Origin of the sequence: Bradyrhizobium lablabi (assembly GCF_900141755.1) — a bacterium.
Taxonomy (GTDB): Bacteria; Pseudomonadota; Alphaproteobacteria; order Rhizobiales; family Xanthobacteraceae; genus Bradyrhizobium; species Bradyrhizobium lablabi_A.
The window spans coordinates 5,360,858-5,373,706 of the sequence record NZ_LT670844.1 but is presented as its reverse complement, the minus strand read 5'-3'; the positions used below and the strand labels follow the sequence as shown (position 1 = coordinate 5,373,706).

Sequence of the window (12,849 nt, the reverse complement as noted above, 5' to 3'; positions counted from 1 at the left end):
CCTCTCTCTCGCGCTGAGGTCAATTCTTTTCGATGCGGCTTATTGCCCTGCTTCACGACGATGGCCTTCCGCCATATTTCTGGGGTGAGATACCGGCCTCTGACCCGAGCCGAGAAACGTGGTATTCCTGGGATCGGAATACCTCTTTGTTCCTTGTCTCAACCCGGCAGCCGCAATGTCCTCAACCGACGATGTAAGCGAAACCAGGGACCTGTCCGGCCGGCGCCGGAAAAGGCGGAACTATTCGCTGCTGGTGCTGGCCGCTGGAATGCTGCTTTTTTGTGCGGCCGCCGGCACGCTGTATTACGCACTAAAACCAACAACGCTGCGGATCGCCGTCGGCCCGCCGGGAAGCGATGATCAGAAGCTGGTCCAGGCGCTGGCGCAAAGTTTTGACCTCGACCGCTACTCCGTCAGGCTGTCTCCGATAACGACCGAAGGCGCGGTGGAAAGCCTCGGCCTGCTTGGCGCCGGCAAAGCCGATCTTGGGGTTGCTCGCGGCGATCTCGACATGCCCAGCGAGGCCGAAACCGTTGCCATCGTGCGCAAGAATTTTGTCGTGCTGTGGTCGCCTTCCGGCCTGCCGGCCAAGGGCTCGAAGCGGCAACCGGCGGCGAAAATCAAGACCCTCGACGATCTCGCCGACCATCGGGTCGGCGTGATCGGCAAGACACCCGCGAATGTCGCATTGCTGCGCCTGATCCTGACTGAATCCGGCGTCGATGCCGACAAGGTCACGGTCAAACAGTTTGCCATCAAAGAGATCGAAGAGATGGCGCACGATTCGAGCCTCGATGCGTTCATGGCCGTGGGCCCGCTGGACAGCAAGATCACCACTGACGCCCTCACTGCTACCGCGCGCGCCAGAGGCGAACCAAAATTTCTGCCGATCGATGTATCGGAAGCGATCGCCCTCAAACACCCGCTTTATGAATCCGAGGAAATTCCGGGCAGCATCTTCAATGCAAAACCAGCGTGGCCGGATGACAAGATCGATACGATCAGCGTCAACCATTTGATCGTCGCGCGAAAGGCTTTGTCTGAAACGACGGTCGCTACGTTGGCCCGGCAACTATTTTCCATTCGTCAGGCATTGGCAAAACAGGTGCCCGGTGCCGCCCACATCAAGAAGCCGGACACCGATAAAGATGCCGAGTTGCCGGTCCATCGCGGCGCGGCGGCCTATATCGACGGCAATGAACGGACGTTCCTCGAGAAATACAGCGATTACTTCTGGTTCGCGATCCTGGTTCTCTCGGGGCTCGGTTCGGCCGGCGCCTGGTTCCGCCACTTTTGGAAGCGCGACGAAAGGGAGCTCAACACATCGCATCGGGACAGGATCTTGGACCTGATTTCGCGGGCGCGCGTCGCGGAAACTCCGGAACAATTGTTGGCGCTGGAAGACGAGGTGGACGCCATACTCCGTGAAACGCTCGATGCCTATGATGACGGCGCGATCGAAGAGGAAGACCTCTCCGCCTCTAGCCTCGTGCTCGAGCAGTTCCATCATGCCGTTGCCGACAGACGTTTGGCTATGAATGGCACACCGGAACTGGCCCGCGTGCGCGCGCGATAGGCTTGCGTCGTTTCACCTCGCCCCGCTTGCGGGGAGAGGTCGGATTGTGAAGCAATCCGGGTGACGGGGACTCACCGCGCATTCGGTATTCGTGGAGAGAGCCCCTCACCATAGCCGATGCTTCGCATCGGCGTTCTTCTATCAAGAACGGCGGCCGTAGGCCGCCTATGCCCTCTCCCCGCAAGCGGGGCGAGGCAGAAGTGGCCGGTTCCGGGCTCGCCGTCATTCACACGGCGCGGGCAACACGCTCCCGAGACGAGGGAAGCAGTTCGCGGGCGAAGATGCCTGCGGAATGCAGCACCTCCTGCTGCGACAGGTCGCCGAAGGAAAACTGCGCGATGAAATAGTTCACGCCGGCCTCGCTCGCCATCACGCTCACCTGCTCGCGGATCGTGCCGGGCGAGCCCGCGAGCGCGCCGCCGTTCTTGACCACACTGTCGAAATCTTCCGGGATCCGCGCATAGCGCGGCTGGGTACCGTGCTTTTTCCAGAGCTTCATGAAATTCGCATAAAATAGAGGCCAGGCGCGGCGTCCGAGTTCCATCGCCTCGCGATCGGTATCGGCCGCAATGACAAAACGGTTGATACCCAATAACGGAAGTTCGTCAGGCGAATTCCCCGCCACCGCCCATTCGGCGCGATAGCGATCGGTGATCTCGCGCACTTTTGCGACCGGCCCGCCGCAAACGACATTGATGTTGTTTTGCGCCGGCCACGCGGCGCCCTCAGGGACCGGAACCGCATACCAGAATGGCGGATGCGGCAGCTGCGCAGGCTTTATTTCGATCGGCACGTCTGCAAAATTGTAGAATTTGCCCCTGAAGTTGACCTCGCTCCCGGTCAGCGCCTGCTTGATGACGTTGTAGGCCTCGACATACATCGCCGGCGCAGAATCCGGATCGATGCCGAAATATTGCAGTTCATGCGCCGATGCGCCGCGGCCGATGCCCACCTCGAGCCGGCCACCACTCAAATGGTCGAGCATGCAGATTTCTTCCGCGAGCCGCAGCGGGTGATGGGCCGGTAAGACATATACCAGCGGGCCGAGGCGGAGATGTCTGGTGCGCTGCGCGACCGCCGCAAGGAACACACTCGGTGACGGCGTGAGGCTGAGCGGCGTCGAATGGTGCTCGCTCATGTGATAGGTGCGAAAGCCCGCGGCATCGTAGAACTCGATCAGTTTCAGGCGGTTTTCGTATTGCTCGCCGAGCTCATAGGGCCCGCGGTCGTTTTGATCGAAAATGCCGAACTGCATCGCACCACCACCCGTTGAAATTATTTTTGATCAGCCGTGACGACTTGCGGCGATTTTTCGTCATTGCGAGGAGCGAAGCGACGAAGCAATCCATCGGGCCGCAAAGCAAGGGTGGATTGCTTCGCTACGCTCGCAATGACGGCCTTAATTGTTGATCTCGACAATGACGTAGCTGTCCTCGACATGCACCGGAAACGTCTCGGCCACATAAGGCCCCTTGGCCAGCGTCTCGCCGTCCTCGATCACGACCGGATAGGTGCGAATCCTGACCTTGTTCGGATCGAACCAGGATTGACCGGTGCGCATGTCGAATTCCCAGCCGTGCCAGGCGCAACGCAGGAGCTCGCCGACCCGCGAGCGCTGATAGACACCGGGCTCCGGCGAGGTCAGCCGCGCCACGCAGGCGGCCTTGTCGAGCGGCGCGCCTTCATGCGGGCAACGGTTGAGCAGCGCGAAGAACTCGCCATTGACATGGAACACGACGATGTCGCGGCCGTCGATGTCGACCACCTTGTTGCCGCCGGGCGGAATCTCCGTGGTGCGGGCGACGATGTGACGGGCCATTTTTGGCTAAAGCCTTGCGATCAGAGCTTGTAGAGCGCGCGGGCGTTGCTGCTGAAGATTTTTGCCCGCTCGGTTTCGCTTAGCGGCGTCTTGAAGGCAAAGCGCGGATCGTCAAAGTCCCAATGCGGATAATCCGACGAGAACAGCAGGCGGTCGACGCCGACCCATTCGATCAGGGACCGCAGGTGTTTTGCTTCGTCGGGCTCGTCGATCGGCTGCGTCGTGAACCAGAAATGCTCTTTCACATATTCCGACGGACGCCGCTTGAGATGCGGGACCTCGCTGCGGAAACGCTCAAAATGCTGGTCCATCCGCCACATCGTGGATGAGATCCAGCCGAACCCGCCTTCGATGAATACGATCTTCAGCCGCGGGAAGCGCTCGAGCACGCCTTCGATCACCAGGCTCGTCAGCGTCGCCGCCACCGAATGCGCGTTGGATTGGTGCTCCTCGGCATAATAAGACGGCCAGCCGCCGCCGGTCGGCGCGTGGCCGCCATAACCGCCGACATGAATGCCGAGCGGCAGGCCAAGCTCCTGGGCGCGGGCGTAGATCGGCCAATAGCGATGCCGGCCGAGCGGCTCGTTGGCGCGCGGCGAAACATTGATCTGGACGTAGCGGCCGATCTTGGCGCAGCGATCGATCTCGGCGATCGCGGCTTCCGTGTCGTCCTGCCCCGCCAGGATCGAGGCCTTCAGCCGCGGGTCGCGGTCGGACCAGAAGGCGAGCTGCCAGTCATTGATGGCGCGCTGGATCGCGGCGCCGAAATCGAGATTTTGCTGCGAGAAGATGAAGAGATCGAGCACCTGCAGGATGCCGAACTCGACGTCGAGCGGATCGAGGTGCTGCTTCCGCATGAAGGCCAGATCGGAGCCAGGCGGGCCGCCGGTCGGCGGCCAGGCATCGCGGCGCGCGATCAAAGGCGAGGACCGCGGATAGGGCGTGGTGCCGATATAGGGCGTGCGCAAATGATCGCCGTAGGTCTTCAAATGCTCCTGCCAGCGTTTCGGCAAAAATGCATTGAGGTCGGCGCGCGAATGCAGGCTCGGATGAATATCGCAGTCGATGATGCGCAAGCGGCTTTTTGCTGGCGTTTCCTGTTCGAGCAGCGGGCGGTCGATGACGTCACTCATGCGATCCTCCTTGAATGTTCAAGCGGCAAGCTTCAGCCGCGGAAAGGTTTCGAGCGGGTTCTCTTCACACATGCGCGAGACGATGCTTTTCGGCAGATGCGGGGGGATCGCGTCGTCGCCGTCGAACTGCCAATGCGGATAATCGGACGCGAACAGGAACATCTTGTCGCAGTCGATCATGTCGATGATATCGGCAACGCCCTTGGCATCGCCCGGACTGTCGAACGGCTGCGTGGTCAGGCGGATGTGGTCGCGCATGATCGAGGCCGGCTCGCGATCAATCCAGGGCACCTCGACCCGCACCCCGCGCCAGGTCTTGTTGGCGCGCCACATGAAGGCCGGCAGCCAGCTGACGCCGGATTCCATCAGCACCACTTTGAGGGCGGGGAACTTTACGAATACGCCTTCATAGATGAGGCTCAGCACCTGGGCCTGGAACGCCTGCGCCTCGGCGAGATAATATTCGTAGCGATAGGACGGCCAGCCGATCGAGCTTGGCGCGCCGCGATACTGGCTGCCGGCGTGGATCGCGATCGGCAGCTTGTGCTTTTCGGCGGCTTGATAGACCGGCCAATAATGCCGCCGCCCCAACAGGGTCTCGCCCTGCGCCAGCACCAGAACGGAAACGAACCTGTTATCGCCGGCGCGGCGTTCGATTTCTTCAATGGCGAGATCAGGCGCCTGCATCGGCACCACGATCGAGGCGCGCAGGCGCGAATCCCGCGAAAGCCATTCGGCCGCGATCCAGTCGTTGATCGCCTTGCAGAAGGCCGAAGCCATATAAGGATCGAACACGGCCTGCGCGCCGTAAAGCACGTTGCAGATCGCGTGGCTCGAACCGAGCTGATCGAACGCGCCGCGCTGCACCATTTCAAAATCGCTGCCGGGTTTGCCGCCGTTGGTCGGCCGCCAGTCGGCCCGTCCGGACAGCGGCATATTCGGTGGATAGCTCGTGAGGTCGAGGCCGTCGATCGCCCGGCTCACCACCTGCTCTTTCCAGTGGTCGTTGAGATAGGGCAATAGCGTGGTGCGCGTGCCGCCCACGGCGGGATGAATATCGCAGTCGATCCGCGTGGCCGCCATGCGCATTCCCTAATATCGTTCCCTAATATCGTTCTTGGCGGCTGTCACGCCGCGCGCCCAATGTGCCGCCGATAGCGCCCGGGTGCAAGGGTTCTACAAGGGTTACGCGATGGAACGGGCAAGCCGGCGATGTCGCCGCGGTATTCATCGATTGAATAATCGCGACAGATCGGCGCGTAAGGCCCGAAGATGCGCGGCACCTGGGGCCCGGACAGCCACGGCAGGTCGTCGAGACGCCAGATATGATGATGGGCGTCGATCGTCGGCACCGATTTCATGATGCCGTTCCGCTAGGGCTTCGCGGATTCGGGCATCTCGCCAAAAATCTCGGAGGCGATGCGATTGGTCTCGATCGCGGCCGGAATGCCGCAATACATCGCGACCAATAGCAGCACATCCTGCACCTGCTCCTTGCTGCACCCGTTCGCCAGCGCGCCCTTGGCGTGGACGCGGAATTCGGCGGGCTTGTTGCCGGCAGCCGTGATCCCGAGCATGACCAGGCTGCGGACGGCGTCCGATAGGCCCGTCCGCTCCCAGATGTCGCCATAGACGTAGGCGTTGATGATGTTCTGCAGCGGCGCGCCGAATTCGCCGGCAGCGCCCATGCGCTTCTCCACCTCGGCCTCGCCGAACAGCTTTTTGCGGCGGGAGAGGCCCCGCGCGTATAATTCACTGGTGTCCATGTTTTCGCTCCCGCACAGGCTTTGCTATTGGCTTTGATTTATACGGTCAAGTTCAAGGCGCCTCAACCGCACAGTTCGCTTCTGGACAGGCACAATATCTTGCATCGAGCCTATTTGTCCGTATAAATGCGGTATGTCGTCATTGCGAGGAGCGCAAGCGACGAAGCAATCCAGCTTCTGTTTCGCGGCGCCAAAGCTGGATTGCTTCGCTTCGCTCGCAATGACGGCGGAAGGAAATCCGTCAGAGATTTCTTGAGCGACTTCGGAGGAACAAAGATGAAGCTGCGCTCGATCGTTCTCGCCGGTTTTGTCTTTTTGGGACTTGCGGCGCCGCAAGCCGCCGCGGCCGCCGACGACTACCCGCAACGTCAGATCAAAATCATCGTGCCGTTTCCCGCCGGCGCCGGCCCGGACCAGGTCGCGCGCCTGCTCGGCCAGCATCTGCAGGAAGCGTTCGGGCAGACGGTCGTGATCGAGAACCGCGCCGGCGCGCTTGGCTCCATCGGCGCGCAAGAGGTCGCGCGCGCCGCACCCGACGGCTACACGCTGTTGATGGGAACCAACACCACCCAGGCCGCCAACGTCGCGATGCTGAAGAATCTCGCTTACGACCCGGCAAAGGATTTCGCCCCCATCATCCGCACCACGACGACGGCGATGGTCTTGGTGGTCAAGCCGGATTTCCCGGCGAAAAACCTCGCGGAGTTCATGGATTATGCGCGCGCGCATCCGAACATGACGGCAGGCTACGGCTCCGGCGCATCGCAAATATCGATCGGGCAGTTGCAGAGCCGCGGCGGCCTGTCGGTGATCGCGGCGTCCTATCGCGGCGTGCCGCAGGCCGTCACCGACGTGATGGGCGGCGCGATCAATCTGGCGTTTGCGGATTTTTCCCTCGCGATCCCGCAGATGAAAGGCGGCACGCTGCGCGGCATCGGCGTGACATCGCCGGCGCGCAACGAACTGACGCCGGACCTTCCGCCGCTTTCCGAAGCCATGCCCGGTTTCGAGGCCACCATCTGGTATGGATTATTGGCCCCAGTGGGAACGCCCGCGCCTGTCGTCAACAAGCTCTACACCGAAAGCGAGAAATTTCTCACGATGCCGTCGACCCGGGAAAAACTCGCGAGCGTCGGCGTGATCGTCTCGCCGATGGGCCCCGACGAATTTGGCACCTTCATCCGCAGCGAGATCGCGCGCTGGACCGCGGAATGCAAGGCTGCCGGCATTGAACCGCAATGAGAGGCGCGATGGCGATCAGATCATGCCCGTGAATGCGCCCGTCGGGATCATTGGCCTCGGCCTGATGGGCACCGCGCTGTCCGCGCGTTTGATCGACGCCAAGGTTCCGGTGATCGGGTTCGATATCGAAGCGTCCCAATGCGACAGGCTGAAGGCCAGCGGCGGCATGGTCGCAACATCGGTGCGTGAACTCGCCGGCGCAACGCAAACGCTCATGATCGCCGTCTATGATGGCGAACAGGCCGACGCGCTGTTCGGCGAAATTGTCAGCGGCGCGGGCTCCGCGCGGCCGATCGTGATCTGCACGACGACCTGCGCGCCCGACGAAATTTTTCGCCTTTCCCAGCGCGCGTCGAGATCAGGCATTCCGCTGGTGGAGGCGCCGATATCGGGCACCAGCGCGGAAGTGCGCCACGGCACCGCCACGGCGCTGCTCGCGGGCGACGCCGGCACGCTCGACGCCGTCGGCGCGCTCGTGGAGATTCTCTGTCCGCGCAGCTTGCGGGTCGGCGCCATCGGCGATGCCAGCCGGACAAAACTCGCGATCAACCTGATCCTGCAGAACAACCGCGCGGCGCTGGCGGAAGGAATTGCCTTCGCCGAGCGCCTTGGATTGAATGGACACGCCTTTCTGGCGGCGGCACGACAATCGGCGGCGTATTCGCGCGTGATGGAAACCAAGGGTGAAAAAATGCTGATGCGCGATTTTCGGCCCGACTCGCATATCGCGCAGACCTTGAAGGACGCCGAATTGATTCTTGCGGAGGCCGGGCGGCTGGGCATGCGGCTCCCGATGACCACGACGCAGGCCGACCTGTTGCGCGCGGCGATCGCGCTTGAAAGTCCGGACAGCGACAGCGCCGCGGTGATCGAGGCGATCCGGCAACCGGCTGCGGGAGTTTTGCGATGATCGAAGCCGCAATTGTCGGCCTCGGCCGCTGGGGCCGCAATCTGGTCGAGGCCTCGCGCGGCCACGAGCAACTCACAATCGTCCGCGCCGTGGAGACCGACACCAAGGGCGCGCAGGGCTTTTGCGCGCAACATCAACTCGACTTGACCGACAATCTGGACGCCGTGCTGGCCGATGACAGCATCGGCGCGGTGCTGCTGGCGACGCCGCATTCGCAGCACTCGGCACAGGTGAGGGCCTGCGCCGCCGCGCGCAAGCAAGTGTTTTGCGAAAAGCCGCTGGCGCTAAGGCGCGCCGATGCGGCTGCGATGTTCGACGCCTGCGGCGAAGCCGGCATCGTGCTCGCGGTCGGGCATAACCGGCGCTTTTGGCCCGCGATGCGCGCCTTGCGCGAGGTGGTCGCGAGCGGCGAGCTCGGGACCATCCTTCATGTCGAAGGCCACAACAGCAACGAGAACTCGCAAAAGATCACGTCCGGCTGGCGATTGTCGCCGGAGGAATCGCCCGGCGGCGGACTGACTGGCGCCGGACTTCATGTGCTCGACGCCTTTGTCAGCATGCTCGGTCCGGTCAGTCGCGTCTACGCGCAACTGACCTCGCGCGACGCCGGCCCTCCGCGGCTCGACACGGCTCTCATGACGCTCGATTTCGCCAACGGCGTGACCGGCACATTGGCCACGGTGCGGGCGACGCCGCTTTATTGGCGCGTCCATGTGTTCGGCACCAAGGGCTCCGCCGAAGTGCTGGACGAGCGCACCATGGTCCTGCGCATGAGCGGCCGCGAGCCGCAGCGGATCAGCTATCCCGCGATCGATGTGCTGCGCGCTGAGCTCGACGCCTTCGCCGACGCCATCGAGACGCAGCGGCCGTTTCCGGTGCCGGAAGCGGACGTGCTCACGACATTGTCGGCGTTCGAGGCGGCGCTGCAGTCGATGACATCAGGCCTTCCCGTCAACTGCGATGGCGGTGACGACCTTGGCGCCTAAGACAAAACACCGCACATCGACGCGCTATCGCGACATCGCGGCCGAGCTGCAGAAGGAAATCCGGCTCGGCACTTACGCCGTCGGTAAATTGTTGCCGACCGAGACCGAATTGATGGCGCGCTATTCGGCGAGCCGACAGACCGTGCGCGAGGCCTTGCGGATCCTGCTCGAACAAGGCCTGATCATCCGCCGCGCCGGCCTGGGTTCGGTGGTGATCGCGGCCGAGCCGCCGGTATTGTTCACCCATAGCGTCAAGTCACTGAATGAATGGCTGCGCTATTCGAACGAGACCTATCGGCAGGTGGTTCGCTCCAGCGAAATCGTCGCCGACCGCAAGCTCGCTGGCATGCTGAAATGCGAACTGGGCAAGCGCTGGTTCCTGATCGAGGCCATTCGCCGCTCGGATGAATTCGCCGCACCGCTGGGCTGGACCGAGATCTATGTGCTGCGGAAATTTGCAGGCGTCGTGAAACGGCGCGATCACGGCCGCACGCCCGTGCATGAGCAGATCGCAAAGATGTACGGCGAGACCATCGAATACGCGCAGCTCGAAGTTTTCGCGCGCGGCCTGCCCACGAAACTGGCAAAACCGCTGCAGGCAAAGCCGGGCTCGCCGGCACTGACCATGGTGCGCCGCTATTACGGTCTGCGCGAGGAGCTGTTCGAGGTCACGGTGACGACGCATCCGGAGGGACGCTACATCTATACGATGGACATGCAGCGATCGCTGCGGCCGGCGCCGTGAGCGACGCGGAAGGGGCGGCAAGATCGCCGCGCCCCTCCGCAACCGCGTTCAGACCTGCGTGATGCCGCCATCGGCAACGAGATCGATGCCGGTGGAGTAGCTGCTGTCGTCCGATGCCAGGAACAGAATGGCCGACGCCATCTCTTCCGGGCGGCCGATGCGGCCGAGCGGCGTGATGCCGGCAAAGAAGGCGCGCGCGCCGTCGGCCTCGTCCTTACTCTTGAACTGGCCATCGATGATCGGCGTATCGACAGCGCCCGGCGACAGCGTGTTGACGCGGATGCCGCGGTCCTTCAATTCCATCGCCCAGGTCCGCGATGTGCGGACCCGAGGTGAACGCGGGCACGCTGGTGCCGCTGCTTCGCGGCTACAAGCTTAAGCCCGTGGGGGTGCACGCGGTTTTTCCCGGCGGTCCGCGGCCCTCGACAAAAGTCCGGGCACTGGTTGAATATCTCGCGCGAGAGCTCAAATAGCCGGTGATGTGGCGGTGCCGTCAAATCGCCAAAAATGCGGTTCGAAGCTTGACCCGGTTCCAGTTCGTGCGTGGTCGTTTGTAATGACAAAATTTCTTCTTGTTTGCTTTCTGCTGAGCGCAATCACTGGGGCATCGGTTGGTGGCCGCGATGCCGCTTCATCGGACATCGCGGCCAATCAGGTGCAAGCCGGCCTTGCGCTCGACGGCTCGGACGCGCCCCCGGCAGCCCCTGCGCCGGCCGACGCGGCGCCTTCCGCCGCAGCTCCTGCGGCGGCGGCGCCGGATCAATCGCAAGTTTGCGCCGGCGTGTCGTTTACCCGCGGCTTGAAATATGGCGAGAGCGACCAGAACGTGCTGGACGTCGCGGCGGGCGATTCGAAGGAATCATCGCCGCATCCGGTGCTGGTGTTCGTCGCCGGCGAAAGTTTTGCGGCCGGGGCGAGCGACGCCGCGGGCCCGCTGCGCGATGAGGTTTTGTGCTTTGCAGCGCACCACGGCATGGTCGGTGTCAGGGTGAACTACCGGCTCGCGCCGGAAAACCCCTGGCCCGCCGCCACCAAAGATGTCGCGGCGGCGATCTCCTGGCTGCATCAGAACGTCGACCTGTTCGGCGGCAGCCGCGACGAGATCATCGCGATCGGCTACTCCGTCGGCGCCTTTCACGTCGCGAGCCTTCTCGCCCATCCGGAATTACAGGAGCGCGACTCCGACGTCGCAGCAGTCGTGCTGGTGTCGGGCATCTACCGTCCAAGCCCCGACGCCAGCGCCGCCGAAAAATCCTATTTCGGCGCGGACGTGAGCAAATATGACGCGCGATCGGCCTTTCCCGGCATCCTGAACATCGAGACGCCGATCCTGCTCGCCTGGTCGGTGCTCGACCCGCCGCGCCTGGTCGCGCAGGGTGAAAAGCTGAAAGAGCTGCTCTGCAACTCCCACACCCATTGCCCGCACACGGCAATCCTGAAGAACAAGGACGGTCTCGCCCCCGCCTTCGGGCTCGATCCTTCCGGCGGCAGCCTGGCGCAGCCGACGCTGGAACTGGTGCGGGAAATCGAAGCCCGCGGCATGCCGTGAGGGGCCACCGGGTTGAGGGTTCCTCAATCGCGATGGGCGAAGGCTGCGACAAATTCCTCCGAAACGATATGCTCAAGCGCCTTGCGCAGCGTCGCCGACTTGGCGGCTCCAAAGGCCGCCTCGAATCCATCCTGCGCCCGCTGCCAGAGCGGTTCCGACTCGGCGAGTTTTGCCCGCCCCGCTTTTGTCAAAGCGATCAGGCGGTTGCGGCGGTCGTCCGGATCGACCCGGATTTCGACAAGCCCGTCGCGCTCGAGAGGTTTTAGATTATGCGTGAGCGCGCCGCGGTCCATGACCAGCGCCGCGGCGAGTTCTCCTACCGGCGGGCGGCCGGTCCGAGCGATCTGACTGAGGATCGCCCGCTGAGTGGTCCGCAATCCGCAGGGCTCCAATGCGGAATCATAGAGTTGCGAGACCCGGCGCGTCGCCTTGCGTAACGCCGTGCAATCGCAGGGGGTTTTGTGCTTCCCGCTCGGGGCCGCCATATTTTCCGCTTCCCAAAATCCAGCCTTGACGATTATTTGCATATGCACATATTGCCTAATGCTTGCATATGCAAGTGCTTTCAAAGCGGCCGTCACGCCGAAACGTAAGCCATTCTCACGCAAAGGAGACGACCGATGCCGCTGGTACGTATCGACCTGCAAAAGGGAAAAGACGCGAGCTACCGGCAAAAGGCCGGCCAGATCGTTTATGAGGCGATGGTGGCCAGCACCGGCGTCCCCAAAAACGACCATTTTCAGATCATCGGCGAGCACTCCGCCGACAACTTCATCTTTGACCCGGACTATCTCGGCATCCATCGCACGGGCGACCTGATCTTCGTGCAGATTTTCTTCAATGAAGGACGCTCGGTTGCGCAGAAGCAGGCGCTCTACAAGGCGATCGCCGAGGGACTCTCAACCGCGCTGCAGCTTCGGCCCGAGGATGTCTTCATCAGCCTCGTCGAGGTGAAGAAAGAGAACTGGTCGTTCGGCAACGGCGTCGCTCAATACGCATCCTGATCCCTATGCTGGAAAGCTGACAATGCATGCCCCTCCCCTTAGAGTCTGACTGAAAATGCAGCCAGCCCATTCAGGCACTTTCTAACGTCATGGCCGGGCTTGTCCCGGCCATCCACGTC

At 62.6% G+C, this 12,849-nt stretch carries 16 protein-coding genes; 8 read left to right on the top strand and 8 right to left on the bottom strand.

What is annotated here, in order from left to right:
• Positions 1-175 precede the first annotated feature (175 nt).
• Entirely contained in the window at positions 176-1,576 is a 1,401-nt protein-coding gene (locus B5526_RS25105) for a TAXI family TRAP transporter solute-binding subunit (RefSeq protein WP_079542528.1), read from the top strand.
• Between the two features lie 226 nt (positions 1,577-1,802).
• Here the strand turns inward: B5526_RS25105 and B5526_RS25100 are convergent, their stop codons facing one another.
• The 6 genes from B5526_RS25100 to B5526_RS25075 form a co-directional block, all read right to left on the bottom strand.
• Positions 1,803-2,831, bottom strand: a complete 1,029-nt coding sequence (locus tag B5526_RS25100) for an LLM class flavin-dependent oxidoreductase (protein WP_079542527.1) — start codon at positions 2,829-2,831, stop codon at positions 1,803-1,805.
• Between the two features lie 144 nt (positions 2,832-2,975).
• A complete protein-coding gene (locus tag B5526_RS25095; protein WP_079542526.1) occupies positions 2,976-3,395 on the bottom strand; it encodes a Rieske (2Fe-2S) protein in 420 nt (139 codons plus the stop codon).
• Positions 3,396-3,415: 20 nt separating this feature from the next.
• Positions 3,416-4,528, bottom strand: coding sequence for an amidohydrolase family protein (locus B5526_RS25090; protein ID WP_079542525.1), 1,113 nt, complete (start codon positions 4,526-4,528; stop codon positions 3,416-3,418).
• 18 nt (positions 4,529-4,546) lie between these two features.
• Complete coding sequence (locus tag B5526_RS25085; protein ID WP_079542524.1) at positions 4,547-5,611, bottom strand: amidohydrolase family protein; 1,065 nt, start codon at positions 5,609-5,611, stop codon at positions 4,547-4,549.
• Between the two features lie 44 nt (positions 5,612-5,655).
• Complete coding sequence (locus B5526_RS25080; protein ID WP_079542523.1) at positions 5,656-5,889, bottom strand: hypothetical protein; 234 nt, start codon at positions 5,887-5,889, stop codon at positions 5,656-5,658.
• 12 nt (positions 5,890-5,901) lie between these two features.
• Positions 5,902-6,294 (bottom strand): carboxymuconolactone decarboxylase family protein, encoded by a 393-nt coding sequence (locus B5526_RS25075; protein WP_079542522.1) that lies wholly within the window; start codon positions 6,292-6,294, stop codon positions 5,902-5,904.
• Positions 6,295-6,570: 276 nt separating this feature from the next.
• On the opposite strand from B5526_RS25075, the gene B5526_RS25070 reads away from it, so the two are divergent.
• The 4 genes from B5526_RS25070 to B5526_RS25055 are packed head-to-tail and all read left to right on the top strand — an operon-like array spanning position 6,571 to position 10,177.
• The gene (locus B5526_RS25070; RefSeq protein WP_079545333.1) at positions 6,571-7,536 is read left to right on the top strand and encodes a Bug family tripartite tricarboxylate transporter substrate binding protein; all 966 of its coding nucleotides are present in this window, start codon (positions 6,571-6,573) and stop codon (positions 7,534-7,536) included.
• 22 nt (positions 7,537-7,558) lie between these two features.
• Positions 7,559-8,446, top strand: coding sequence for an NAD(P)-dependent oxidoreductase (locus tag B5526_RS25065; protein WP_154071447.1), 888 nt, complete (start codon positions 7,559-7,561; stop codon positions 8,444-8,446).
• Complete coding sequence (locus B5526_RS25060) at positions 8,443-9,432, top strand: Gfo/Idh/MocA family protein (protein WP_079542520.1); 990 nt, start codon at positions 8,443-8,445, stop codon at positions 9,430-9,432. Before B5526_RS25065 ends, B5526_RS25060 begins: the two co-directional genes overlap by 4 nt.
• Positions 9,422-10,177 carry a GntR family transcriptional regulator gene (locus tag B5526_RS25055; RefSeq protein ID WP_172842103.1) on the top strand — a complete coding sequence of 252 codons (756 nt, stop codon included), beginning with the start codon at positions 9,422-9,424 and terminating at the stop codon, positions 10,175-10,177. The genes B5526_RS25060 and B5526_RS25055 overlap by 11 nt, the downstream gene beginning before the upstream one ends.
• Positions 10,178-10,225: 48 nt before the next feature.
• Here B5526_RS25055 and B5526_RS25050 read toward each other — a convergent pair whose 3' ends face one another.
• Positions 10,226-10,480 carry an SDR family NAD(P)-dependent oxidoreductase gene (locus B5526_RS25050; protein ID WP_079542518.1) on the bottom strand — a complete coding sequence of 85 codons (255 nt, stop codon included), beginning with the start codon at positions 10,478-10,480 and terminating at the stop codon, positions 10,226-10,228.
• 14 nt (positions 10,481-10,494) lie between these two features.
• On the opposite strand from B5526_RS25050, the gene B5526_RS37925 reads away from it, so the two are divergent.
• Both B5526_RS37925 and B5526_RS25045 read left to right on the top strand, forming a co-directional pair.
• Positions 10,495-10,650 (top strand): hypothetical protein, encoded by a 156-nt coding sequence (locus B5526_RS37925; protein WP_154071446.1) that lies wholly within the window; start codon positions 10,495-10,497, stop codon positions 10,648-10,650.
• Positions 10,651-10,733: 83 nt separating this feature from the next.
• A complete protein-coding gene (locus B5526_RS25045) occupies positions 10,734-11,726 on the top strand; it encodes an alpha/beta hydrolase (protein WP_079542517.1) in 993 nt (330 codons plus the stop codon).
• Between the two features lie 23 nt (positions 11,727-11,749).
• On the opposite strand, the gene B5526_RS25040 is transcribed toward B5526_RS25045, so the two are convergent.
• On the bottom strand, positions 11,750-12,103 hold the full coding sequence (locus B5526_RS25040) for a MarR family winged helix-turn-helix transcriptional regulator (RefSeq protein WP_244562052.1): 354 nt from the start codon (positions 12,101-12,103) through the stop codon (positions 11,750-11,752).
• Positions 12,104-12,346: 243 nt separating this feature from the next.
• Here B5526_RS25040 and B5526_RS25035 point away from each other — a divergent pair, with 243 nt between their 5' ends.
• On the top strand, positions 12,347-12,730 hold the full coding sequence (locus tag B5526_RS25035; RefSeq protein WP_079542516.1) for a tautomerase family protein: 384 nt from the start codon (positions 12,347-12,349) through the stop codon (positions 12,728-12,730).
• The last annotated feature ends 119 nt before the right edge of the window (positions 12,731-12,849 follow it).

Bases quoted from the DNA above. Each gene is read 5' to 3' on its own strand.
- B5526_RS25075 (WP_079542522.1), bottom strand. From the start codon at position 6,294: ATGGACACCAGTGAATTATACGCGCGGGGCCTCTCCCGCCGCAAAAAG.
- B5526_RS25050 (WP_079542518.1), bottom strand. From the start codon at position 10,480: ATGGAATTGAAGGACCGCGGCATCCGCGTCAACACGCTGTCGCCGGGC.
- B5526_RS25090 (WP_079542525.1), bottom strand. From the start codon at position 4,528: ATGAGTGACGTCATCGACCGCCCGCTGCTCGAACAGGAAACGCCAGCA.
- B5526_RS37925 (WP_154071446.1), top strand. From the start codon at position 10,495: ATGTGCGGACCCGAGGTGAACGCGGGCACGCTGGTGCCGCTGCTTCGC.
- B5526_RS25070 (WP_079545333.1), top strand. From the start codon at position 6,571: ATGAAGCTGCGCTCGATCGTTCTCGCCGGTTTTGTCTTTTTGGGACTT.
- B5526_RS25085 (WP_079542524.1), bottom strand. From the start codon at position 5,611: ATGGCGGCCACGCGGATCGACTGCGATATTCATCCCGCCGTGGGCGGC.
- B5526_RS25060 (WP_079542520.1), top strand. From the start codon at position 8,443: ATGATCGAAGCCGCAATTGTCGGCCTCGGCCGCTGGGGCCGCAATCTG.
- B5526_RS25065 (WP_154071447.1), top strand. From the start codon at position 7,559: ATGCCCGTGAATGCGCCCGTCGGGATCATTGGCCTCGGCCTGATGGGC.
- B5526_RS25105 (WP_079542528.1), top strand. From the start codon at position 176: ATGTCCTCAACCGACGATGTAAGCGAAACCAGGGACCTGTCCGGCCGG.
- B5526_RS25100 (WP_079542527.1), bottom strand. From the start codon at position 2,831: ATGCAGTTCGGCATTTTCGATCAAAACGACCGCGGGCCCTATGAGCTC.
- B5526_RS25045 (WP_079542517.1), top strand. From the start codon at position 10,734: ATGACAAAATTTCTTCTTGTTTGCTTTCTGCTGAGCGCAATCACTGGG.
- B5526_RS25095 (WP_079542526.1), bottom strand. From the start codon at position 3,395: ATGGCCCGTCACATCGTCGCCCGCACCACGGAGATTCCGCCCGGCGGC.
- B5526_RS25080 (WP_079542523.1), bottom strand. From the start codon at position 5,889: ATGAAATCGGTGCCGACGATCGACGCCCATCATCATATCTGGCGTCTC.
- B5526_RS25035 (WP_079542516.1), top strand. From the start codon at position 12,347: ATGCCGCTGGTACGTATCGACCTGCAAAAGGGAAAAGACGCGAGCTAC.